The organism is Streptomyces sp. NPDC051211 (assembly GCF_040689505.1).
Lineage (GTDB): Bacteria > Actinomycetota > Actinomycetes > Streptomycetales > Streptomycetaceae > Streptomyces.
Window position 1 is genome coordinate 135661 of sequence record NZ_JBFBAV010000006.1, and the last position, 19570, is coordinate 155230.

At 71.7% G+C, this 19570-nt stretch carries 15 protein-coding genes; 5 read left to right on the forward strand and 10 right to left on the reverse strand.

What is annotated here, in order from left to right; all coding sequences use genetic code 11:
• Nucleotides 1-2: 2 nt before the first annotated feature.
• Both AB0447_RS09145 and AB0447_RS09150 read right to left on the reverse strand, forming a co-directional pair.
• Nucleotides 3-1208, reverse strand: coding sequence for an acylneuraminate cytidylyltransferase (locus AB0447_RS09145; RefSeq protein ID WP_366475916.1), 1206 nt, complete (start codon nt 1206-1208; stop codon nt 3-5).
• A gap of 51 nt (nt 1209-1259) precedes the next feature.
• Nucleotides 1260-2534, reverse strand: a complete 1275-nt coding sequence (locus tag AB0447_RS09150) for a DUF6716 putative glycosyltransferase (protein ID WP_366476008.1) — start codon at nt 2532-2534, stop codon at nt 1260-1262.
• Between the two features lie 340 nt (nt 2535-2874).
• On the opposite strand from AB0447_RS09150, the gene AB0447_RS09155 reads away from it, so the two are divergent.
• Nucleotides 2875-3849, forward strand: a complete 975-nt coding sequence (locus AB0447_RS09155) for a glycosyltransferase family 2 protein (RefSeq protein ID WP_366475917.1) — start codon at nt 2875-2877, stop codon at nt 3847-3849.
• Nucleotides 3849-5585, forward strand: a complete 1737-nt coding sequence (locus AB0447_RS09160) for an alpha-2,8-polysialyltransferase family protein (protein WP_366475918.1) — start codon at nt 3849-3851, stop codon at nt 5583-5585. Before AB0447_RS09155 ends, AB0447_RS09160 begins: the two co-directional genes overlap by 1 nt.
• Before the next feature lie 107 nt (nt 5586-5692).
• Here the strand turns inward: AB0447_RS09160 and AB0447_RS09165 are convergent, their stop codons facing one another.
• From AB0447_RS09165 to AB0447_RS09185, 5 genes are all read right to left on the reverse strand, one after another.
• The gene (locus tag AB0447_RS09165) at nt 5693-7831 is read right to left on the reverse strand and encodes a 3-hydroxyacyl-CoA dehydrogenase NAD-binding domain-containing protein (protein WP_366475919.1); all 2139 of its coding nucleotides are present in this window, start codon (nt 7829-7831) and stop codon (nt 5693-5695) included.
• Nucleotides 7828-9057: an acetyl-CoA C-acyltransferase gene (locus AB0447_RS09170; protein ID WP_366475920.1), complete on the reverse strand. Its 1230-nt coding sequence runs from the start codon at nt 9055-9057 to the stop codon at nt 7828-7830. The genes AB0447_RS09165 and AB0447_RS09170 overlap by 4 nt, the downstream gene beginning before the upstream one ends.
• A gap of 312 nt (nt 9058-9369) precedes the next feature.
• Nucleotides 9370-10653 carry a ribonuclease D gene (locus tag AB0447_RS09175; protein ID WP_366475921.1) on the reverse strand — a complete coding sequence of 428 codons (1284 nt, stop codon included), beginning with the start codon at nt 10651-10653 and terminating at the stop codon, nt 9370-9372.
• A gap of 195 nt (nt 10654-10848) precedes the next feature.
• Nucleotides 10849-11511 (reverse strand): response regulator transcription factor, encoded by a 663-nt coding sequence (locus AB0447_RS09180; protein ID WP_150206749.1) that lies wholly within the window; start codon nt 11509-11511, stop codon nt 10849-10851.
• A gap of 229 nt (nt 11512-11740) precedes the next feature.
• The gene (locus AB0447_RS09185) at nt 11741-12391 is read right to left on the reverse strand and encodes a DUF3000 domain-containing protein (RefSeq protein WP_366475922.1); all 651 of its coding nucleotides are present in this window, start codon (nt 12389-12391) and stop codon (nt 11741-11743) included.
• A 91-nt stretch (nt 12392-12482) separates the two neighbouring features.
• Between AB0447_RS09185 and hemE the strand changes: the two genes are divergently transcribed.
• Nucleotides 12483-13547 carry a uroporphyrinogen decarboxylase gene (gene hemE, locus AB0447_RS09190; protein WP_366475923.1) on the forward strand — a complete coding sequence of 355 codons (1065 nt, stop codon included), beginning with the start codon at nt 12483-12485 and terminating at the stop codon, nt 13545-13547.
• A 7-nt stretch (nt 13548-13554) separates the two neighbouring features.
• Nucleotides 13555-14445: an aminoglycoside phosphotransferase family protein gene (locus AB0447_RS09195; RefSeq protein WP_366475924.1), complete on the forward strand. Its 891-nt coding sequence runs from the start codon at nt 13555-13557 to the stop codon at nt 14443-14445.
• A 42-nt stretch (nt 14446-14487) separates the two neighbouring features.
• Here AB0447_RS09195 and AB0447_RS09200 read toward each other — a convergent pair whose 3' ends face one another.
• From AB0447_RS09200 to AB0447_RS09210, 3 genes are all read right to left on the reverse strand, one after another.
• Entirely contained in the window at nt 14488-15210 is a 723-nt protein-coding gene (locus AB0447_RS09200; protein WP_366475925.1) for a hypothetical protein, read from the reverse strand.
• A 129-nt stretch (nt 15211-15339) separates the two neighbouring features.
• Nucleotides 15340-16722: an FAD-dependent oxidoreductase gene (locus tag AB0447_RS09205; RefSeq protein WP_366475926.1), complete on the reverse strand. Its 1383-nt coding sequence runs from the start codon at nt 16720-16722 to the stop codon at nt 15340-15342.
• Nucleotides 16723-16779: 57 nt separating this feature from the next.
• On the reverse strand, nt 16780-17874 hold the full coding sequence (locus AB0447_RS09210) for a DUF4349 domain-containing protein (protein WP_366475927.1): 1095 nt from the start codon (nt 17872-17874) through the stop codon (nt 16780-16782).
• A gap of 190 nt (nt 17875-18064) precedes the next feature.
• On the opposite strand from AB0447_RS09210, the gene hemG reads away from it, so the two are divergent.
• Nucleotides 18065-19555 carry a protoporphyrinogen oxidase gene (hemG, locus tag AB0447_RS09215; RefSeq protein ID WP_366476009.1) on the forward strand — a complete coding sequence of 497 codons (1491 nt, stop codon included), beginning with the start codon at nt 18065-18067 and terminating at the stop codon, nt 19553-19555.
• The last annotated feature ends 15 nt before the right edge of the window (nt 19556-19570 follow it).

A 19570-nucleotide genomic window follows, 5' to 3' on the forward strand; every position in this document is an offset into this window, starting at 1 on the left:
GTTCAGAGTTCCTTTCCAAGGATCCATTCGGCGATTTCTCGCACGGCGCCGTGCCCTCCATGGGCCGACGTGACAGAACGAGCGCGTTCGCGGACCCCGCGGTGGGCGTCGCCCACCGCCACGGGCCAGCCGACGAGCTCGAAGCAGGGGAGGTCGTTCACGTCGTTGCCGACGTAGAGGATGCGGTCGGGGTCGATCCCGGCCCCGCGGAACCACTTGGCCAGCTCGACGTCCTTGGTCTCCACCCCGTGGACGACCTCGACCTTGAGCTTCTTCGCGCGGGCGGCGACCACCGGATTCGTCTCGCTGGACAGGATGAACACCGGGATGCCGGCCTTGCGGAGCCGGGCGATGCCCATGCCGTCGCCGCGGTGGGCGGCGATCATCTCGCGGCCGGTCTCGTCGATCCAGACCCGGTCGTCGGTCTGCGTCCCGTCGAAGTCGAGGACCACGGCGTCGACGTCCGCGCGGCCCGGCAGGTCCGCCGCGTCCAGCAGCGGAGCCAGGGCGCGGGCCCGGTCGAGGTCGCCGGGCTCGTCGATCTCGATGGCCCGCTCGGGGGCGGTGGGGACCAGCTGGGTCCGGCCGAAGAAGCGGTGCCCGTGCTCGCGGAAGCCGTCGGCGCGCATGGCGTAGACGGTGCCGGTCTCCAGGTACTCCGGGTGCCGGTCCTGGCGGCGCTGGCGGACGGCCTTGTCGTGGTTGACCCCGTCGGCGCCGTGTCCGGCCGGGGCGCCGTCCGGGTCGGTGCGCCACACGAAGCCGTGGAAGGGGACCGCGGTGAAGGCCGTGTCGGCGCCGTCGCGGGTGATGGCCAGGACCGTCTCGTCCACCTCGGCGGTGGTGATGAACGGGCTGGTGCACTGGACGAAGACGAGCACCCCGACCGGTTCGCCGTGGCGCTCCTCGAGGGCGTCCAGCGCGTGCAGCAGGGCCGATTCGCTGGAGGACCGGTCGGAGGCGAGCTCGGCCGGGCGGTCGACCACCTCGGCGCCGGCCGCCCGGGCGGCCTCGGCGATCAACGGGTCGTCGGTGGTCACCACGGTGCGGGTGACGTGCTCGGCGGCCAGGCAGGCGCGGACGGCGCGGGCGACGAGCGGGACCCCGCCGATCGGAGTGACGTTCTTTCCGGGTATGCCCTTGGACCCGCCCCGGGCGGGTATGACAGCGGTGACGGCGGACGAGGCCTGCCGGACGGCCGTGTTCACAAAGGTCTCCAAGGAAGGGTGAGGACGGTGCGGGCGGTCGTGGGGCACGGGCTACACGCCGCCCCATTGCTGGATCTTCGGAGCCACCCGCTGGACGCCGAACTGGTAGGCGCCCTTCATGACACGGCGCGAGGTGCGGCGCATGGCACTGCTCGACCGGCCTCCGGGCAACTGCCCCGGAGACCCGTCGAGGTTCAGGCCGCGCCGGCCGAGCAGCGTGCCGACGTAGTCCGGCGCGCTGCCGGCGGTGTAGTACGGGGTGATGGGCGGGAGCGGCCCGCTGCTCAGCTCCGCGACCCGGGCCCGGAGTTCTCCGAACGGATCGGTGGAGCGGATGCCCTGGTCGTGGGTCCAGGATTCGTGCGCCATCGGCGCGGCACCCTGGTCGATGGCCTCCCAGTCGGTGACACAGCCGGACCCCACGAAATAGTGGTTGCCGTGGATTTCGCGGACCCCGAGATCGCTCAGGATGGCGGTCGGCATTCCGCGGTGCATCGATTCCAGCGCGGCCGTCGAACTCACCGTCACGAGCAGGTCGGTCCGGTCCAGGGTGTCGGACATGTTCCCGTAGACGAAATGCAGGTTGGGCGGCAGGGATTCTTCCATCTCTTCCGCCAGCACCTGGTAGTGGTGCGTTTCCACGTGAGTGGTCGCTTCACCCGGCTTGCTGCGGAGTTTGATGAGCACATCACGCCCCGGCCGGAGCCGCGCGTGTTCGATGGCGCGACGCAGCATATAGGTGCGGCCCTTTCGGTCTCCGGGGACCGAGGGCTGTACCGCGAAACACAGGGTGTAAGGGTGCTGGGCATTGGTCCGGTTCATGTCGTACGGCCGGTGGTCGAGGAAAGGCAGAGCGGTCTGCACGATGCTCGATCCGGGAATTCCCAGCGGTACGTACGTTTCACGGAACCGGCGGGCGTCGAAGGGGCTGTTGGCCAGCACGATATCGGCGCCGGCACGCAGCAGCAGGCCGTCCGTCACCTTTTCGTAGACGACACCGACATAACCGGTCATCAGAATGGGGCGACGCCATTGCCCTTGGAAACGGTAGGCCAGCGCGTGCAAAGCGGCATGGGTCGCTCCGCCCACCGTGCCCAGGATGATCACGTCCGCGTCGTCCAGCTCCGGCGCCGCGGCGAACTCCGGGAGCGTGGACTCGGAGATGGAGGCGGGTGTGATCCCCACCTCAGCCAGCTGCCGGGCCGTGGGGGTGCTGCGCCCGCGCAGCATGTGCGCGTGGACCTGTCCGCGCGGAGCCATCCCGACGGCGAGGCCCGCCCCCCATTTCCAGCGGGTGTCGGAGTCCGCGAGTACGTGGATGCGCACTGTGACCCCCGGCTCGTTGTGGAAAAGCGGACGTAGGGCTTCAGCTGACTCTGTGTGCGAAACCTGCCGATCCGCCCCCAACTGCCCCCGGCCCTCGCGCTCCAGCGCAGTGACTCTGGTCCGGATAGCCCCGCAGTCCGGATCACTGTACATCCTGACCAGACCTTTACAAGTCGGCCGAGTGGTACGTCACACGCCCCGGAATCGGAGGGGGATCCGAGTGGTTCTGTCATGATGTCCGGCGGGCTTACTGATGCGTGGGCCCGACGTGTGCTCGGCGCCTGCGCCGGCGCAGTCCGACGGGGGTGCATCTGTGAATGGAAGAAGGTGAGTGTTACTGATGGTTACGTTGTCGGTGATTGTTCCAATGTGCAATGTCCGCGACTACTGTCGGACGACACTTAAGTCTCTGGCGCTGAATGCGAGAGAGGATTTCGAGTTCATCATCGTGGACGACTGCTCCACGGATGGGACTTTGGAAATCATCCAGCAGATGGCGCCGGCCATTCCGGGTGCGGTTCTGATACCGAACCCGCACAACATGGGGATCTCGGCCACCCGGAACCGGGGACTCGCCGCTGCACGCGGGCGCTACGTCACGTTCCTCGACGGGGACGACTGGTACGGCCCCGGATATCTCGCGCAACTGGTGAGCTGGATGGGCCAGTCGGGCGTCGACTTCATACGCACCGGACACGTCAAGGTCTTCGGCAAGAAGCGCGAGATCGCCAAATGTCCGGTCTCTCCGCGGGCCATGCAGCTGGACCCCGCGGACTACATCCTTCCGGTCGATGCCTCGTCCATCGTCGACTACCCGCTGGTGTGGGCCGGAATCTACGACCGCGAGCGCCTGCTCTCCTTCGACGGCCTGTTCTTCGACGAGACCCTGCGCACGGCCGAGGACCGCCACTGGATGTGGCGCCTGCATCTGCGGGCCCGTTCCTTCGGTGTCGTCGATCTGCACGGCATCTTCTACCGCCGAGATGTCGCCGGCTCGCTCACGAAGATTCCCGACGAGCGCCAGCTCGATTTTATCGTGTGCTACCAGAAGGTGTTCCAGGAGATTGCCGGGCATCCGCGCGGATATGAACTGTCGTTCAAGGCGATGCGCACGCTCTGCGCGATGATCTGCATCCACCTGGACCGCGCCGAAACCTACGACGAGTACACCCGCTCCCTGCTCATGGAGCGCAGCGCCCGGGCCCTGATGGAGTGCCCCCAGGACGTGCTCGAGGGGACCCTGGCCGGAATGGATGCGCGCCGGGTGAAGATGCTGCGCTCGCTGCTGTCGACCGTGCTGGGTGTTGCCGCGTAATGACACAGATATTTGCTGCTTCAACCCTCTACGGCGCGATGACGGTCGCGGCCGCCATCGACGCCGGCCAGTTCGGCCCGCCGGGCGGACGCGAGCGCATCCTGCTCGTGTGCAACAACGTGGACATTCCGGAAGTATCGACTCCGCTGCACCGGATGCACGGGGCCAATTCCGTCGTGTCCCGCTTCACCCGGATCGTGTACTGGAACGAGCTCATCGCCCCGTACCACCCCTCGATGTGGGGCCCCCGGGGCGAGGACCTCCTGCTGTGGCGCACCATGCTCGGGGAGAAGATGCGCCTCGCCCCCGGCCCGCTCGAACTCATCGTCGAGTCCATCCAGGTCAAGCCGGCCCAGACGCTCTGCCAGATCTTCTCCGACGCCACGGTCACCGTCTACGCGGACGGGGTGATGAGCTACGGCCCCACCCGCAACGACCTGCACCGCGACATCCACGCGCGGATCTCCCGGGTGCTCTACCTGGACCTCATCCCGCAGCTGGTCCCCATGCTCCTGACGGAGTACCGGATTCCCTCGCAGCCCGTGGACACCCGCGCCGTGCTCGGACTCATGTCGGAGCTCACCCGGGAGTGCCGCCCGCTGCTCGACGCGGCGATCCCCCCGCACATGCTCCAGCGCGGCCAGGAAACCGCCGTCCTGCTCGGCCAGTACCTCTCCGCCCTCAACATCCTCTCGGAGGAAGAGGAGGAGCAGCTCCACCTGCGGATGTTCGAGGCCGCCGTGGGCATGGGCTTCCGCTCGGTCATCTTCAAGCCGCACCCGAGCGCCCCGTCCAACCTGGCCGACACCCTCGCCCTGGCGGCGCAACAGGCCGGGGTGGACTTCCTGGTGGTCGACGCACCCGTCCTGGCCGAGACCATCTTCGAGTACCTGAAGCCCCGTACCGTCATCGGCTGCTTCTCCACCGGCCTGTTCACCGCCCGTTCGCTGTACGGGATCCCGGTCGGCCAGATCGGTGCGCTCGAGGTCATCCGGCGGATGCGGCCGTACGAGAACAGCAACCGCATCCCCGTCACCATCACCCACGCCCTGCTGCCCGACCTCGAAGCCCCGGGCAACGGGATGGGCGACCGCATCCTGGACGCCGCCTATGTGACGGGCGAACTCGCCGCGTACGTCTCCACCGTCGGGTTCTGCATGCAGCCCAAGCGGTACTCCTTCCTCCGCCCGATCGCCGAGCAGTACATCGCCGCAGCCGTACCGGGCTGGGAGGAACGCCCCGAGCTGGGCATGCACTTCAACGACAAGACCCGGGACAAGCTGGACCTGCCGGGTCCGCCGACGAAGAAGACCCTGCGCGGCCGCCGGATGCGGTCCGTCCCCTCCCAGGGCATGCAGTTCGAGGTCCCGGTCACCGAGGTGTCCCTCGCCGGGTTCACCTCCCTCCTGGAGGACGGCGACGACGAGGGCGCCCTGCAGGTCGGTACGAAACTGCTCGCCGAGCGCGAGCACTTCGACGTCCTCATCGGCATGGCCCAACTCCGCATCCGCAGCGGCGAGCTGGACCTGGCCGAGGGGCACCTGAGGAAGGCGGTCAGGAGCGCCGAGGGCAGCGAACGGGCCCTGACCTGGCTGCGCATCGGCGAGACCGCCGCCCGCATGGGCAAGCGGGGCACCGAGCTGCGGCAGCTGGCCGGCCGGGAGGCGCTGCGCATCAACCCGAACTCGCCCGCCGCCGAGCGGCTGGTCAAGGGCAAGCGCTTCCTCCGCCGCTGACGGCGCACCCCGGCCGCACGGCCGGACAGGCCGCGCGGGCCGCGCAGTACGGCGAAGCCCCTCCGCACCGGGTGCGGAGGGGCTTCGCCGTGTCTGCCGTACGTGCCTTACGCCGGGACGCTCGCGACACCCGGGGCGAGGAACTTCTTGCCGTTCACCCGCTCGGAAACGCCCTCACGGTCCAGGTACGGGGTGATGCCGCCCAGGTGGAAGGGCCAGCCCGCACCGGTGATGAGGCAGAGGTCGATGTCCTGGGCCTCGGCCACGACACCCTCCTCCAGCATCAGGCCGATCTCCTGCGCCACCGCGTCCAGGACGCGGTCGCGGACCTGCTCCTCGGTCAGGACGCTGTCGCCCTGGACGAGGAGGGCGGCGACCTCGGGGTCCAGCTCGGGCTTGAAGCCATTCTCGGCGGAGTAGACGTAGAAGCCGCGCTTGCCGGCCTCGACGACCCGCTTCAGGTTCGGCGAGACGGTGAAGCGCTCCGGGAAGGCGCGGTTCAGGGTCTCGGAGACGTGCAGGCCGATGGCCGGGCCGACCAGCTCCAGCAGCACCAGCGGGGACATCGGCAGGCCGAGCGGCTCGATGGCCTTCTCCGCCGTGACCACCGGGGTGCCCTCGTCGATGACGTTCTGGATCTCGCCCATGAAGCGGGTGAGGATGCGGTTCACGACGAACGCCGGGGCGTCCTTGGTGAGGACCGCGGTCTTCTTCAGCTTCTTGGCCACGCCGAAGGCGGTGGCCAGCGAGGCGTCGTCGGTCTGCTCGCCGCGGACGATCTCCAGCAGCGGGAGGATCGCGACCGGGTTGAAGAAGTGGAAGCCGACCACGCGCTCCGGGTGCTGGAGCTTGGAGGCCATCTCCGACACCGACAGCGAGGAGGTGTTGGTGGCGAGGATCGCGTGCGCCGGGGCGACCGCCTCGACCTCCGCGAACACCTTCTGCTTGACGGACATCTCCTCGAACACGGCCTCGATGATGAAGTCCGCGTCCGCGAAGCCCTCGGCCTTGTCCAGGACACCGGTCACCAGCGCCTTGAGGCGGTTGGCCTTGTCCTGGTTGATGCGGCCCTTGCCGAGCAGCTTCTCGATCTCGGCGTGGACGTAGCCCACACCCTTGTCGACCCGCTCCTGGTCGATGTCGGTGAGGACCACCGGCACCTCCAGGCGGCGCAGGAACAGCAGCGCCAGCTGCGAGGCCATCAGACCCGCGCCGACGACGCCGACCTTGGTGACCGGGCGCGCCAGGTTCTTGTCCGGGGCGCCGGCCGGGCGCTTGCCGCGCTTCTGCACCAGGTTGAAGGCGTAGATGCCGGAGCGCAGCTCGCCGCCCATGATGAGGTCCGCGAGCGCGGTGTCCTCGGCGTCGAAGCCGGCCTGGAGGTCGCCGTCCTTGGAGGCGGCGATGATGTCGAGGGCGCGGTAGGCGGCCGGGGCCGCGCCGTGCACCTTGGAGTCCGCGATGAAGCGGCCCTTGGCGACGGCCGCGTCCCAGCCCTCGCCGCGGTCGATCTCGGCTCGGACGACCTCGGTCTCGCCCTTCAGGACCTTCGCGGTCCAGAGCAGCGACTGCTCCAGGAAGTCGGCACCCTCGAACAGGGCGTCGGCGATGCCCAGGTCGAAGACCTGCTGCCCCTTGAGCTGCTTGTTCTGGTTGAGCGAGTTCTCGATGATCACCGAGACGGCACGCTCGGCGCCGATCAGGTTCGGCAGGATGGTGCAGCCGCCCCAGCCCGGAACCAGACCGAGGAAGACCTCGGGCAGCGAGAAGGCCGGGATGGCCTTGGAGACGGTGCGGTAGGTGCAGTGCAGGCCGACCTCGACACCGCCGCCCATCGCCGCGCCGTTGTAGTACGCGAAGGTGGGGACGGCGAGCGCGGCGAGACGCTTGAAGACGTCGTGGCCGCCCTTGCCGATGGCCAGGGCCTCCTCGTGCTTCTTCAGCAGCTCGACGCCCTTGAGGTCGGCGCCGACCGCGAAGATGAACGGCTTGCCCGTGATGCCGGCGCCGACGATGGAGCCGGCGATGGCCTCCTGCTCGACCTGGTCGATCGCCGCGTTCAGGTTGGCGAGGGACTGCGGGCCGAAGGTGGTCGGCTTGGTGTGGTCGAAGCCGTTGTCCAGCGTGATGAGCGCGAAGCGCCCGGCGCCGTACGGCAGCTCGAGGTGGCGGACGTGCGCGGACGTGACGACCTCGTCCGGGAACAGCTCGGCCGCGCCCTTCAGGAGCTCAGCGGTGGTGCTCACTTGGAGTCTCCCTCGGCGTTGGTGAAGTGCGGGTTCTCCCAGATGACCGTGGCGCCCATGCCGAAGCCGACGCACATGGTGGTCAGGCCGTAGCGGACGTGCGGCTGCTCCTCGAACTGGCGGGCCAGCTGCGTCATCAGGCGGACGCCGGAGGAGGCGAGCGGGTGGCCGAACGCGATGGCGCCGCCGTACTGGTTGACGCGGGCGTCGTCGTCGGCGATGCCGTAGTGCTCCAGGAAGGCGAGGACCTGGACGGCGAAGGCCTCGTTGATCTCGAACAGGCCGATGTCGGAGATCGACAGGCCGGCCTGGGCGAGGGCCTTCTCGGTGGCCGGGATCGGGCCGTAGCCCATCACCTCGGGCTCGACGCCGGCGAAGGCGTACGAGACCAGGCGCATCTTGACCGGCAGGTTGTTCTCGCGGGCGAAGTCCTCGGAGGCGATGAGGGCCGCGGTGGCGCCGTCGTTCAGGCCGGCGGCGTTGCCCGCGGTGACCCGGCCGTGGACGCGGAACGGGGTCTTCAGGCCGGCCAGGTTCTCCAGGGTGGTGCCCGGGCGCATCGGCTCGTCGGAGGTGACCAGGCCCCAGCCGGTCTCGCCCACGGCCTCGTTGGTGTTGCGCACCGAGATCGGGACCAGGTCCTGCTGGATCTTGCCGTCGGCGTACGCCTTGGCGGCCTTCTCCTGCGAGCGCACGGCGTACTCGTCGGCGCGGAGCTTGGTGATCGCCGGGTAGCGGTCGTGCAGGTTCTCGGCGGTCATGCCCATGAACAGGGCGGACTCGTCGACCAGCTTCTCGGAGACGAAGCGCGGGTTCGGGTCGACGCCCTCGCCCATGGGGTGGCGGCCCATGTGCTCGACACCGCCGGCGACGGCGACGTCGTACGCACCGAAGGCCACGCCGCCCGCGACGGCGGTCACGGCGGTCAGCGCGCCGGCGCACATGCGGTCGATCGAGTAGCCCGGCACGGACTGCGGGAGCCCGGCGAGGATGCCGGCCGTGCGGCCCAGCGTCAGACCCTGGTCACCGATCTGCGTGGTGGCCGCGATGGCGACCTCGTCGATCTTCTTCGGGTCGAGGTCCGGGTTGCGGCGCAGCAGCTCCCGGATCGCCTTCACGACGAGGTCGTCGGCGCGGGTCTCGTGGTAGATGCCCTTCGGGCCCGCCTTGCCGAACGGGGTGCGGACGCCGTCGACGAAGACGACGTCCCTGACGGTACGAGGCACGATGGCTCTCCTCCAGGGTGCGGGGTTGCACTGCTGCGCGGCGTCGCGCTCCGATTTCCTGAGCGCGCGCTCACCTGGCCCATGCTACTTGCGGGTAACCGGTGTGGACACCCCTTGCCGTCGGAGCGGCGAAGGTCACACTCGGGTCCGCTGCGCGGGCTGGATGTGCGCAGCACATTCCAGCCCCGCCGGCGTTTGAGGCGCGGGGCCTGGGGCGGAGCCCCAGTTCGGGAAGGGGCGGGGAGGGGAAAAGGCCCCGCAGGGTGCGGCGAAGCCCCCGGCCGGTGGGGCCGGGGGCTTCGGGGGAGTCGGTCAGGCCGTCTCGGTCAGGGCCTCGGTCAGCACGGGAGTGACCTGTTCGACCTGCCAGGGGCGGGCCCCGCAGTCCCCCAGGGCCTGGGCCACCGAAGCGGCCGAGACCTGCATCGGCGGCTCCCAGCACAGCCGCCGAACGGTGTCCGGGGTGATCAGGTTCTCCTGGGGCAGGTTCAGCTGCTCGGCTAGCGCCGATACGGCGGTCCGGGCCGCCGACAGGCGGGCCGCGGCGGCCGGGTCCTTGTCCGCCCAGGAGCGGGGCGGCGGCGGGCCGGACGGGGTCGCCCCCGGCTGCGGCAGCTCGGCCTCGGGCAGGGCCTTGGCCCGGTCCACCGCGGCCATCCACTGCTCCAGCTGGCGCCGCCCCATCCGCTGCCCGTAGCCGGGCAGGGCGGAGAGTGCGTGCACGTTGGCGGGTACGGCGAGGGCGGCCTCGACGATCGCCGCGTCCCCCAGCACCTTGCCCGGGGAGACGTCCCGCCGCTGGGCGATCCGGTCCCGGGTCTCCCACAGCTCGCGCACCACGGCCATCTGCCGACGCCGGCGCACCTTGTGCATGCCGGAGGTGCGCCGCCACGGGTCCTTGCGGGGCGGGGCCGGCGGTGCCGAGGCGATGGCGTCGAACTCCTGCCGGGCCCAGTCGAGCTTGCCCTGCCGGTCCAGTTCCTTCTCCAGCGCGTCCCGCAGGTCGACGAGGAGCTCCACGTCCAGCGCGGCGTACCGCAGCCACGGCTCGGGCAGCGGCCGGGTCGACCAGTCGACCGCCGAGTGCCCCTTCTCCAGCGCGTAGCCGAGCACGCTCTCGACCATCGCGCCCAGCCCCACCCGGGGGAACCCGGCGAGCCGGCCGGCCAGCTCGGTGTCGAACAGGGAGGTCGGCACCATGCCTATGTCGCGCAGGCACGGCAGGTCCTGGGTGGCGGCGTGCAGGATCCACTCCGTACCGGACAGCGCCTCGCCGAGGCCTGACAGGTCGGGGCAGCCCACCGGGTCGATCAGCGCGGAGCCGGCGCCCTCGCGGCGCAGCTGCACCAGGTAGGCGCGCTGGCCGTAGCGGTATCCGGAGGCGCGTTCGGCGTCGACGGCGACGGGTCCGGTTCCCGCGGCGAAGGCCGCGATCACCCGGGCGAGGGAGTCCTCGTCGGCGACCACCGGGGGAATCCCGTCGCGGGGTTCGAGCAGCGGAATCGGCAGCCCATCGGACGGAACTTCGACGTCGTCCGGGGGGCCGCCCCCGGTGGTGGTGCGCAGGTCTGCTGCGGTCTCTTGGGCGTCGGTCACCGGTCAAGGGTATCCGTGTATACGACGCGCCCGTCGCCGGAACGTTCCGTCGACGGGCGCGATGCGTATGTACTGCGTCATCTCGGGGTTCGCCGGGGGATCCCCGGGCGTTCGTCCCGGCTTCGGTCGGAGGGTCTGTCGGGGACTCTGTCAGGGAGTCCGTCGGGGGATCTATTCGGGGGCCGCGGCCCGGACTCAGTGGATGATCCCGGTCCGGAGGGCGACGGCGACCATTCCGGCACGGTCGCCGGTGCCCAGCTTGCGGGCGATCCGGGCCAGGTGGGACTTGACGGTCAGGGCGGACAGGCCCATCGAGACGCCGATGGCCTTGTTGGACTGGCCCTCCGCGACGAGGCGCAGGACCTCGACCTCGCGGCCGGAGAGCTCGCGGTAGCCGCCCGGGTGGCTCGGGGCACCCGGGGGGCGGCGGTGCATCCGTGCGGCGGCCGACCCGATGGGCGCGGCGCCCGGCCGGGTGGGCAGCCCGATGTTGGTACGCGTACCGGTGACGACGTAACCCTTGACGCCGCCCGCGAGGGCGTTGCGGACCGCGCCGATGTCGTCGGCGGCGGACAGGGCCAGGCCGTTCGGCCAGCCGGCGGCCCGGGTCTCGGAGAGCAGGGTGAGACCGGAACCGTCGGGCAGGTGGACGTCGGCCACGCAGATGTCGCGCGGGTTGCCGACGCGGGGACGGGCCTCCGCGATGGACGATGCCTCGATCACGTCTCGTACTCCGAGGGCCCACAGGTGGCGGGTCACGGTGGAACGGACGCGCGGGTCGGCGACGACGACCATGGCCGTCGGCTTGTTCGGGCGGTAGGCGACCAGGCTTGCGGGCTGCTCGAGAAGAACGGACACCAGGCCTCCTGGGGGAGTGGCGGGACGGCGCCGGCTCGGGGAAGGAAGCCGGTGCGCTCCGTGCGGATGGTCACTGACTCCTTCGGCACGTCACCCGCCCGGCTTTAGGGAATGATCACGATTTGGTGAGTAACAATTCGGGCAATTCGGACGCGCGATCGATCGGTGATCGATCAGGGCGCGATCAGGAACCCGCAACGGATGCCCCGTTCTGACACTCGGTTACGAGTCACGGGTGGTGCGGACCGCGCCGCTGGGGCAGGGAGACCACGCCCGGATCGGCCGGAGGCAGCGGTTCCAACCCGGCGATCTGACACAGCAGCTCGCACCACGCGGACAGGTGGGCCGCCGTGTCCGGCACCCCGCCCACCCCCTCCCGGGGGGTCCACGAGGCCCTGATCTCGATCTGCGTCGCAGGCCGCCGCTCCCCGAGCCCGCCGAAGTAGTGCGAGCTCGCCATGGTCACGGTGCCGCTCGCCTCCCCGTACGTCAGCCCGCGCGCCTCCAGCGCCCCGGTCAGCCAGGACCAGCACACCTCCGGCAGCAGCGGGTCCGCGGCCATCTCCGGCTCCAGCTCCGCCCGTACGAGCGTCACCAGCCGGAAGGTCCCGTGCCAGGCCTCGTGCCCGGCCGGGTCGTGGAGCAGGATCAGCCGGCCGTCGGCCAGGTCCTCCTCCCCGTCGACCACCGCGGCCTCCAGCGCGTAGGCGTGCGGGGCGAGCCGTTGCGGCGGCTTGGTCGGGTCGATCTCGATCTCCGGACGCAGCCGGGCCTTCTTCAAGCCCTCGACCGCCCGTCGGAACGGCAGCGGGACGGAGGTCTCCTTCGCGCTGTCCACACCGTCGGCGCCATCTGAAAATCGTCCCTGAGCCGCAGCCATGCGGGGAAGACTAGGCGGAAGAAGGCCCCGTTCAGCGCAGGGACACCCGTGCCGAGGCGGGCACTTCTTCATACGTGCGAAGATTTGGGTCGTGAGCGCCAACGAACGCCCGACGGGCCAGCCGAGTCAGACGTACGATTCCGCCTTCCTGAAGGCTTGCCGGCGCGAGCCGGTGCCGCACACCCCGGTGTGGTTCATGCGGCAGGCCGGGCGCTCCCTCCCCGAATACCGCAAGGTCCGCGAGGGCACCGCCATGCTGGAGTCCTGCATGCGGCCCGACCTGGTCACCGAGATCACCCTGCAGCCGGTGCGCCGCCACAAGGTCGACGCGGCGATCTTCTTCTCCGACATCGTGGTCCCGCTCAAGGCCATCGGCATCGACCTGGACATCAAGCCGGGCATCGGTCCGGTCGTCGCACAGCCCATCCGCCGCCGCGAGGACCTCGCACAGCTGCGCGACCTGACACCCGAGGATGTCGCCTACGTCACCGAGGCGATCGGCATGCTCACGGGTGAACTCGGCTCCACCCCGTTGATCGGCTTCGCCGGCGCACCTTTCACTCTTGCGAGCTACCTCGTCGAGGGCGGACCGTCCCGCAACCACGAGCACACCAAGGCGCTCATGTACGGCGACCCGCAGCTGTGGGCCGACCTGCTGGACCGCCTCGCGGAGATCACCTCCGCCTTCCTGAAGGTCCAGATCGAGGCCGGTGTCTCCGCGGTCCAGCTCTTCGACTCCTGGGTCGGCGCGCTCGCCCCGGCGGACTACCGCCGCTCCGTGATGCCGGCCTCGGCGAAGGTCTTCGAGTCGGTGGCCTCCTACGGCGTCCCGCGGATCCACTTCGGCGTGGGCACCGGCGAGCTGCTGGGCCTGATGGGCGAGGCCGGCGCGGACGTCGTCGGCGTCGACTGGCGCATCCCGCTGGACGAGGCGGCGCGCCGGGTCGGGCCCGGCAAGGCGCTGCAGGGCAACCTGGACCCGGCCGTCCTCTTCTCCACCGAGGAGGCCGTGCGGGCCAAGACCGACGAGGTGCTCGCCGCGGCCTCCTCGCTGGAGGGCCACGTCTTCAACCTGGGCCACGGCGTCCTGCCGACCACGGACCCGGACGCCCTGACCCGCCTGGTGGACTACGTCCACACGCAGACGGCCCGCTAAGCCCGGCATGGCGGCGGAGCGGCTGCACGCGGACGAGCCCGAGCTGGACGAGGACCTGGTCCGGCGCCTGGTCCGGGCACGTTTCCCGCAGTGGTCCGGGCTGCCCGTCACCCGGGTGCCCTCGGGCGGCACGTCCAACGTGATGTACCGGCTCGGCACCGACATGGTGGTCCGGCTGCCGCGCACCGCCTCGGCCGCCGGCGACGTGGACACCGAGCACCACTGGCTGCCGCGGCTCGCGCCGCAGCTGCCGACGGCGGTCCCGGTCCCGCTGGGGCGGGGGGAGCCGGCCGAGGGCTACCCGTGGCCGTGGTCGGTGTACCGCTGGCTGGACGGGGACACGCCGGCCGCCGCGCCGCCCGCCGACGCCGGGCCGCTCGCCGCGGACCTGGCCGGCTTCATCACCGCCCTGCGGGCGGCCGACCCCGCCGGCGGGCCCGCCGCGTACCGCAGTGAACCCCTGGCGGCACGGGACGCGGCCACCCGGGAAGCGCTCGCCGAGCTGTACGACGAACTCGACACCGCCGGGGCGGCCGCCGTGTGGGAGGCGGCCCTGGAGGCGCCCGGCTGGACCGGGCCGCCGGTGTGGATCCATGCCGACCTGCAGCCCGGCAACGTGCTGACCGTGCGGGGGCGGTTGAGCGCCGTCATCGACTTCGGCTGCCTGGGGCTGGGCGACCCCGCCGTGGACACGATCGCCGCCTGGTACATCCTGCCCGCCGAGGCCCGGCCGGCCTTCCGGGCCGCGCTGGACGCCGACGGGGCGATGTGGGCGCGGGGTCGCGGCTGGGCGCTGTCGATCGCGCTGATGGAGCTCCGCTACTACCGCGAGACGAAGCCGGAGATGGCCGATACGGCCCGCCGGGTGATCACCGCCCTGCTGTCGTCGGCGGCCTGACCGCCGGAGTCCGGCCGCCGGACGGCTGCATCCGCGGCCGGCTCACTGCTTCTTGGCGCAGGGAAGTTTCACCTGCTCGCTGCGCGCGCTCAGCTCGTGGTCCGGGACATGAAGGGTCATGAAGACGTCCAACGACGTCGTGGGGTTCGTCGTACCGGGCACCTCGACCACCTTGAGGATGGAATGGCCCGTGGTGCCGGGCTCGAAGGTGACAGAGCCCGTGGCGAAGGGTTCGGCGCTGGACGCGAACGTCCAGTAGTAGGGGACCTTTCCGTGACCGACGGCCGTGATCTTGCCGTCGAAGGCCACCTTCTGCGGCTTGGTGCAGTCGACGGGAGTCGCAGGCTTGTCGATGGTGAGCACCTCGACCTTGGTGACCTTGATCTTCTGCTTGCCGCCGTCCTGCTTCCGGGGCGGCGCGCTGCACCGGAGCCGCTTGTCCTTCTGCGCCCCTTCTTCCTTGTAGCTGACGCTGTACGTGCCGTAGCGGACGTTCTGCCGCTCGAGCTGGCCCTGATCGTCCACCGTCGTGCGCAGGGCCGTCTTCGGCCCCTCGACCCGTACCGACTGGTTCGGGGCGAAACCGCGGAGGAGGAGGTCGTAGCCGCTGGCCTGGCCCGGCTGGCCGGTCCTGTGCGGGACCAGCTCGCACAAGGGGGCCGGGCCTCGCGCGGACGCCGCGCCGGCCTCCGCCGTGCGGCCCTGGGCCGCGAAGGCGGGGGTGAGGGCGACCGAGGAGGCCAGGAGCGGGGCGGTGAGGAGCATGAGACAACGATGACGGTTCATCGTGGTCACCTGTGACCTTCTGAGTGGGGAGCCCCCGAGGTTCCGCCACCAGGATATCGGCGCGCCGCCGCGGGGGCAGGGGCAGCGGCGGGGGACGGCCCCGCCTGGTCAGACGCCCGTCGCGCGGACCGCCTGGACCGCCTTGCGGGCCGCCACCAGGACCGGGTCCCAGACCGGGGAGAACGGCGGGGCGTAGCCCAGGTCCAGCGAGACCACCTGCTCCACCGTCATGCCGGCGGTCAGCGCGACCGCCGCGATGTCCACCCGCTTCGCGGAGCCCGCGCCCCCGACGATCTGGACGCCCAGCAGGCGCCCCGTCCGGCGTTCCGCCAGCATCTTCACCGTCATCTCCGCCGCCCCCGGGTAGTACCCGGCCGTGTTCGTCGAACGGATCGTGGAGGTGACGAAGCGCAGGCCCACCGCCCGTGCGTCCTTCTCCCGCAGTCCGGTCCGGGCGATCTCCAGGTCGCACACCTTGCTCACCGCCGTGCCGACCACCCCGGGGAAGGTCGCGTAGCCGCCGCCCACCCCCGATCCGATCACCTGCCCGTGCTTGTTCGCGTGGGTGCCCAGCGGAATGTGCCGGGTGCGGCCCGAGACCAGGTCCAGCACCTCCACGCAGTCCCCGCCCGCCCAGATGTTCTCGTGGCCCCGGACCCGCATCGACAGGTCGGTCAGCAGCCCGCCCGACTCGCCGAGCGGCAGGCCGGCCGCCCGGGCCAGGGCGGTGCGCGGTTCCACGCCGATGCCCAGGACCACCACGTCCGCCGGATACTCCTCGCCGGCCGCGGCCGCCACCGCCCTCGCCCTGCCGTCGCCGTCCTGAAGGATCTTCACGGCCTCGGCGCGGGCGACCGTACGGATCCCCATGCCGTTCATCGCGCTGTGCACCAGGCCGCCCATGTCCGGGTCGAGGGTGGACATCGGCTGCTCGCCGCGGTGCAGCACGGTCACCTCGAAGTCCCGCTGTACCAGGGCCTCCGCCATCTCCACGCCGATGTACCCGGCGCCGACCACCACCGCCCGGCGGCCCCGGGTCCGCGCCAGGGAATCCAGCAGCCGCTGCCCGTCGTCGAGGCTCTGCACTCCGTGCACCCCGGCCGCCCCGATCCCGGGCAGCCGGGGCCGGACCGGCCGGGCGCCGGTGGCCAGGACGAGGCGGTCGTAGCCGGTCCAGGACTCGGTGCCGCTCTCCAGGTCCCGGCTGCGCACCCGCTGCCCGGCCAGGTCCAGCTCGGTGACCTCGGTCCGCATGCGCAGGTCGATGTCCCGTGCCCGGTGCTCCTCCGGCGTACGGGCGACCAGCGCGTCCCGCTCCGTGACCAGGCCGCCGATCCAGTACGGGATCCCGCACGCCGAGTACGAGGTGAAGTGCGACCGCTCGAAGGCCACGATCTCCAGCTCGTCCGCGCCCTTCAGCCGGCGGGCCTGCGATGCGGCGGACATGCCCGCCGCATCGCCCCCGACCACGACCAGTCGCTCCGCTGCCATCACCCGTACCGCCCTCCGCCGACGTCATCCGCGGAACACGCTATGCGTGAAGGCGCGTCAGTGCCGTACGTCGGCCCCGGTGTCCGTCGCTCCGGGGTCCGTCGCTCCGGGGTCCTCGGCGGCGGCGGCCGGGGCCGCGGAACCGGACCGGCGGTCGCCGGGGCCGGGCCACTGCGGCCCCACCCGCGGGGCGGCCGGTGCCAGCCGCTGCCGGGCCGGAGCAGGGCGGACCCGCCGGTACACCTTCCACAGCGCCAGCAGGACCGCGCCGGCCAGGGCGAACGGCAGGACCGCGCCCACCACCAGGGTGATCCACTTCAGCACCGCGAGGAACACGCCCCAGCTGCCCTCCAGGGCGTCCAGGAAGGCCGGTTCGTCCTCCTTCTCCTTCGCGGGCTTGGCGGCGGGCTCGCTCACCTCCATGGTGATCGTGCCCAGCGAGGTCTGGTCCTTCAGCGCCGTCTGCTGCGCGAGCAGCGACTCCAGCTCCGACTGACGCTTGCTCAGTTCCCCTTCCAGCATGACCACGTCGCTCAGCGCCGAGGCCTTGTCCATCATCTCCCGCACCCGGGCCACGCTGGCCTGCTGGGACCGGACCCGGCTGTCGACGTCGACCACCTTCTCGGTGACGTCCTGCGCCTCCACCTTGCGGTGCAGCAGCTTCCCGCCGCCCTCCAGCGCGCTCAGCACCGAATCGAAGCGGTCCCCGGGCACCCGCAGGGTCACCGTCGAGGTCATCACCCCGGAGTCGTCGCGCCGGGTGGACTCGTTGCCCACGTACCCGCCCGCGCCCTCGGCCGCGGTGCGGGCCGCCGCCAGGGCCTCCTGCGCGTCCTTCGCCTCGACGCCCAGCGTCGCGGTGCGGATGATGTGCTGCCGCACCTGCACCGGCTTGCCCGGGGCCCCGGCGGCGGCCGACGGGGCGGCCGCGCCCGCGCCCGCCGCCTCCTTCTCCCCGGGTTTGGCGTCCGCGGCCCCCTGCGGGGCGGCGGCCGCCCGGTCGCTCTTGGCGTCGGCGCTCCCGGCGCCGTCCTCCGCCGCGCAGCCGGTGAGTGCCAGCGCCCCCACGGCGGCCAGGGTCACCAGCACCCCGGCCGAACGGCCCCTGGTCGAGCGGCGTCTGGTGGAGCGGATTCCGTACGTACGCGTCATGCTGACTGCCCCCCGGGGCTCGGCCGAAGTATCGCTGGTTCGACGTGCCGGGCCCCGCCGCCGGTTTCGCATCCACGGTTCCGAGCCGGTTCCGAACCGGTCACGGTCCGGCCTCGGGCCATGCCCGGACCATGCCCGGGCCGGGCCCGGCGTCCGGTCTGAGACGATGTCGTCCATGGACGAAGCGGACATGCGCACAGCGGACTTGAACCGGCCGGACCCGGCGACCCGGCAGCCCGGCGGACCCGGCCATGTCCTCGTGGTCGGCGGTGGCATCGCCGGCCTCGCAGCCGCCCACCACCTGCTCGCCGAGGGCGCCCGGGTGACCCTCCTGGAAGCCGGCCCCCGGCTCGGCGGCAAGCTGTACGCGGCCGAACTCGCCGGCGTCCCCGTCGACCTCGGCGCCGAATCCCTCCTCGCCCGCCGCTCCGAAGCCCTGGACCTCGCCCGCGCCGTCGGCCTCGGCGACGCCCTGCAGCCGCCCGCCACCGCCACCGCCCAGCTGTGGACCCGCGGTGTGCTCCGCCCGATGCCCCGCGGCCACGTCATGGGCGTCCCCGGCGAACTCGGCCCGCTCGCCGCCTCCGGGGTGCTCTCCGCCGAGGGCCTGGCCCGCGCCGAGGCCGAGCGGCCCCTGCCGCCCGGGGAGGCCGGCGAGGACCTCGCCGCCGGCGGGGACGTCGCCGTCGGCGAGTACGTCGCCGCCCGCCTCGGCCGCGAGGTCGTCGACCGGCTCGTCGAACCGCTGCTCGGCGGGGTGTACGCCGGGGACGCCTACCGCATCTCGATGCGCGCCGCGATCCCCGCCCTCCACCGGGCCCTGCTCGCCCACCCCTCCCTCACCGAGGCCGTCCGCTCCATCCAGCGGGAGGCCGCCGAACGCACCCACACGATCGGCGCCGCCGCCTCCGGCCCCGTCTTCGCCGGCATCGAGGGCGGCATCGGACGGCTGCCGCTCGCCGTCGCCGAGGCCTGCCGGGCGGCCGGCGCCCGCATCCTCACCGACACCCCGGTCACCGAACTGCTCCGTACGCCCGGGGGCTGGCGGGCCGTGACGGCGGACGGCGGCACCGTCGACGCCGACGCGGTGGTCCTCGCCACCCCGGCCGGGCCGGCCGCCCGGCTGCTCGACGGCCCCGCCCCCGCGGCCGCCGCCGAGCTGCGCGCCGTCGAATACGCCTCCATGGCCCTCGTCACCCTGGCGTTCCGGCGCTCCGACCTGCCCGCGGCGATCACCTCGGGGGCCGCCAGCGGGTTCCTCGTACCGCCCGTGGACGGCCGGACGATCAAGGCGTCCACCTTCTCCAGCAACAAGTGGGCCTGGAACGACGCCGACCCCGGCCTGTTCCTGCTGCGCGCCTCGGTGGGCCGCTACGGCGACGAGAAGGACCTCCAGCGGGAGGACTCCGAACTCGTCGACGTCTCCCTCGCCGACCTCGGCGAGGCCGTCGGCCTGGCCGCCCGCCCGGTGGCCGCCACCGTCACCCGCTGGGACGGCGGACTGCCCCAGTACCCGGTCGGCCACCTCGACCGGGTGGCCCGGATCCGGACCGCCGTCTCGGCCGTCCCGGGCCTCGCCGTCTGCGGTGCGATCTACGACGGCGTGGGCGTCCCCGCCTGCATCGCGAGCGCGCGCGCGGCCGTGTCCGGCCTTGTGGGCACCCCTGGCACGGACCACTGATCAGGGCAGGGACAA

What these genes read in the sequence shown, in the direction of transcription:
- AB0447_RS09155 (WP_366475917.1), top strand. Translation starts at nt 2,875, where the DNA reads ATGGTTACGTTGTCGGTGATTGTTCCAATGTGCAATGTCCGCGACTAC.
- AB0447_RS09160 (WP_366475918.1), top strand. Translation starts at nt 3,849, where the DNA reads ATGACACAGATATTTGCTGCTTCAACCCTCTACGGCGCGATGACGGTC.
- AB0447_RS09185 (WP_366475922.1), bottom strand. Translation starts at nt 12,391, where the DNA reads ATGGCTGCGGCTCAGGGACGATTTTCAGATGGCGCCGACGGTGTGGAC.
- AB0447_RS09195 (WP_366475924.1), top strand. Translation starts at nt 13,555, where the DNA reads ATGGCGGCGGAGCGGCTGCACGCGGACGAGCCCGAGCTGGACGAGGAC.
- AB0447_RS09200 (WP_366475925.1), bottom strand. Translation starts at nt 15,210, where the DNA reads ATGCTCCTCACCGCCCCGCTCCTGGCCTCCTCGGTCGCCCTCACCCCC.
- AB0447_RS09205 (WP_366475926.1), bottom strand. Translation starts at nt 16,722, where the DNA reads ATGGCAGCGGAGCGACTGGTCGTGGTCGGGGGCGATGCGGCGGGCATG.
- AB0447_RS09210 (WP_366475927.1), bottom strand. Translation starts at nt 17,874, where the DNA reads ATGACGCGTACGTACGGAATCCGCTCCACCAGACGCCGCTCGACCAGG.
- hemG (WP_366476009.1), top strand. Translation starts at nt 18,065, where the DNA reads ATGCGCACAGCGGACTTGAACCGGCCGGACCCGGCGACCCGGCAGCCC.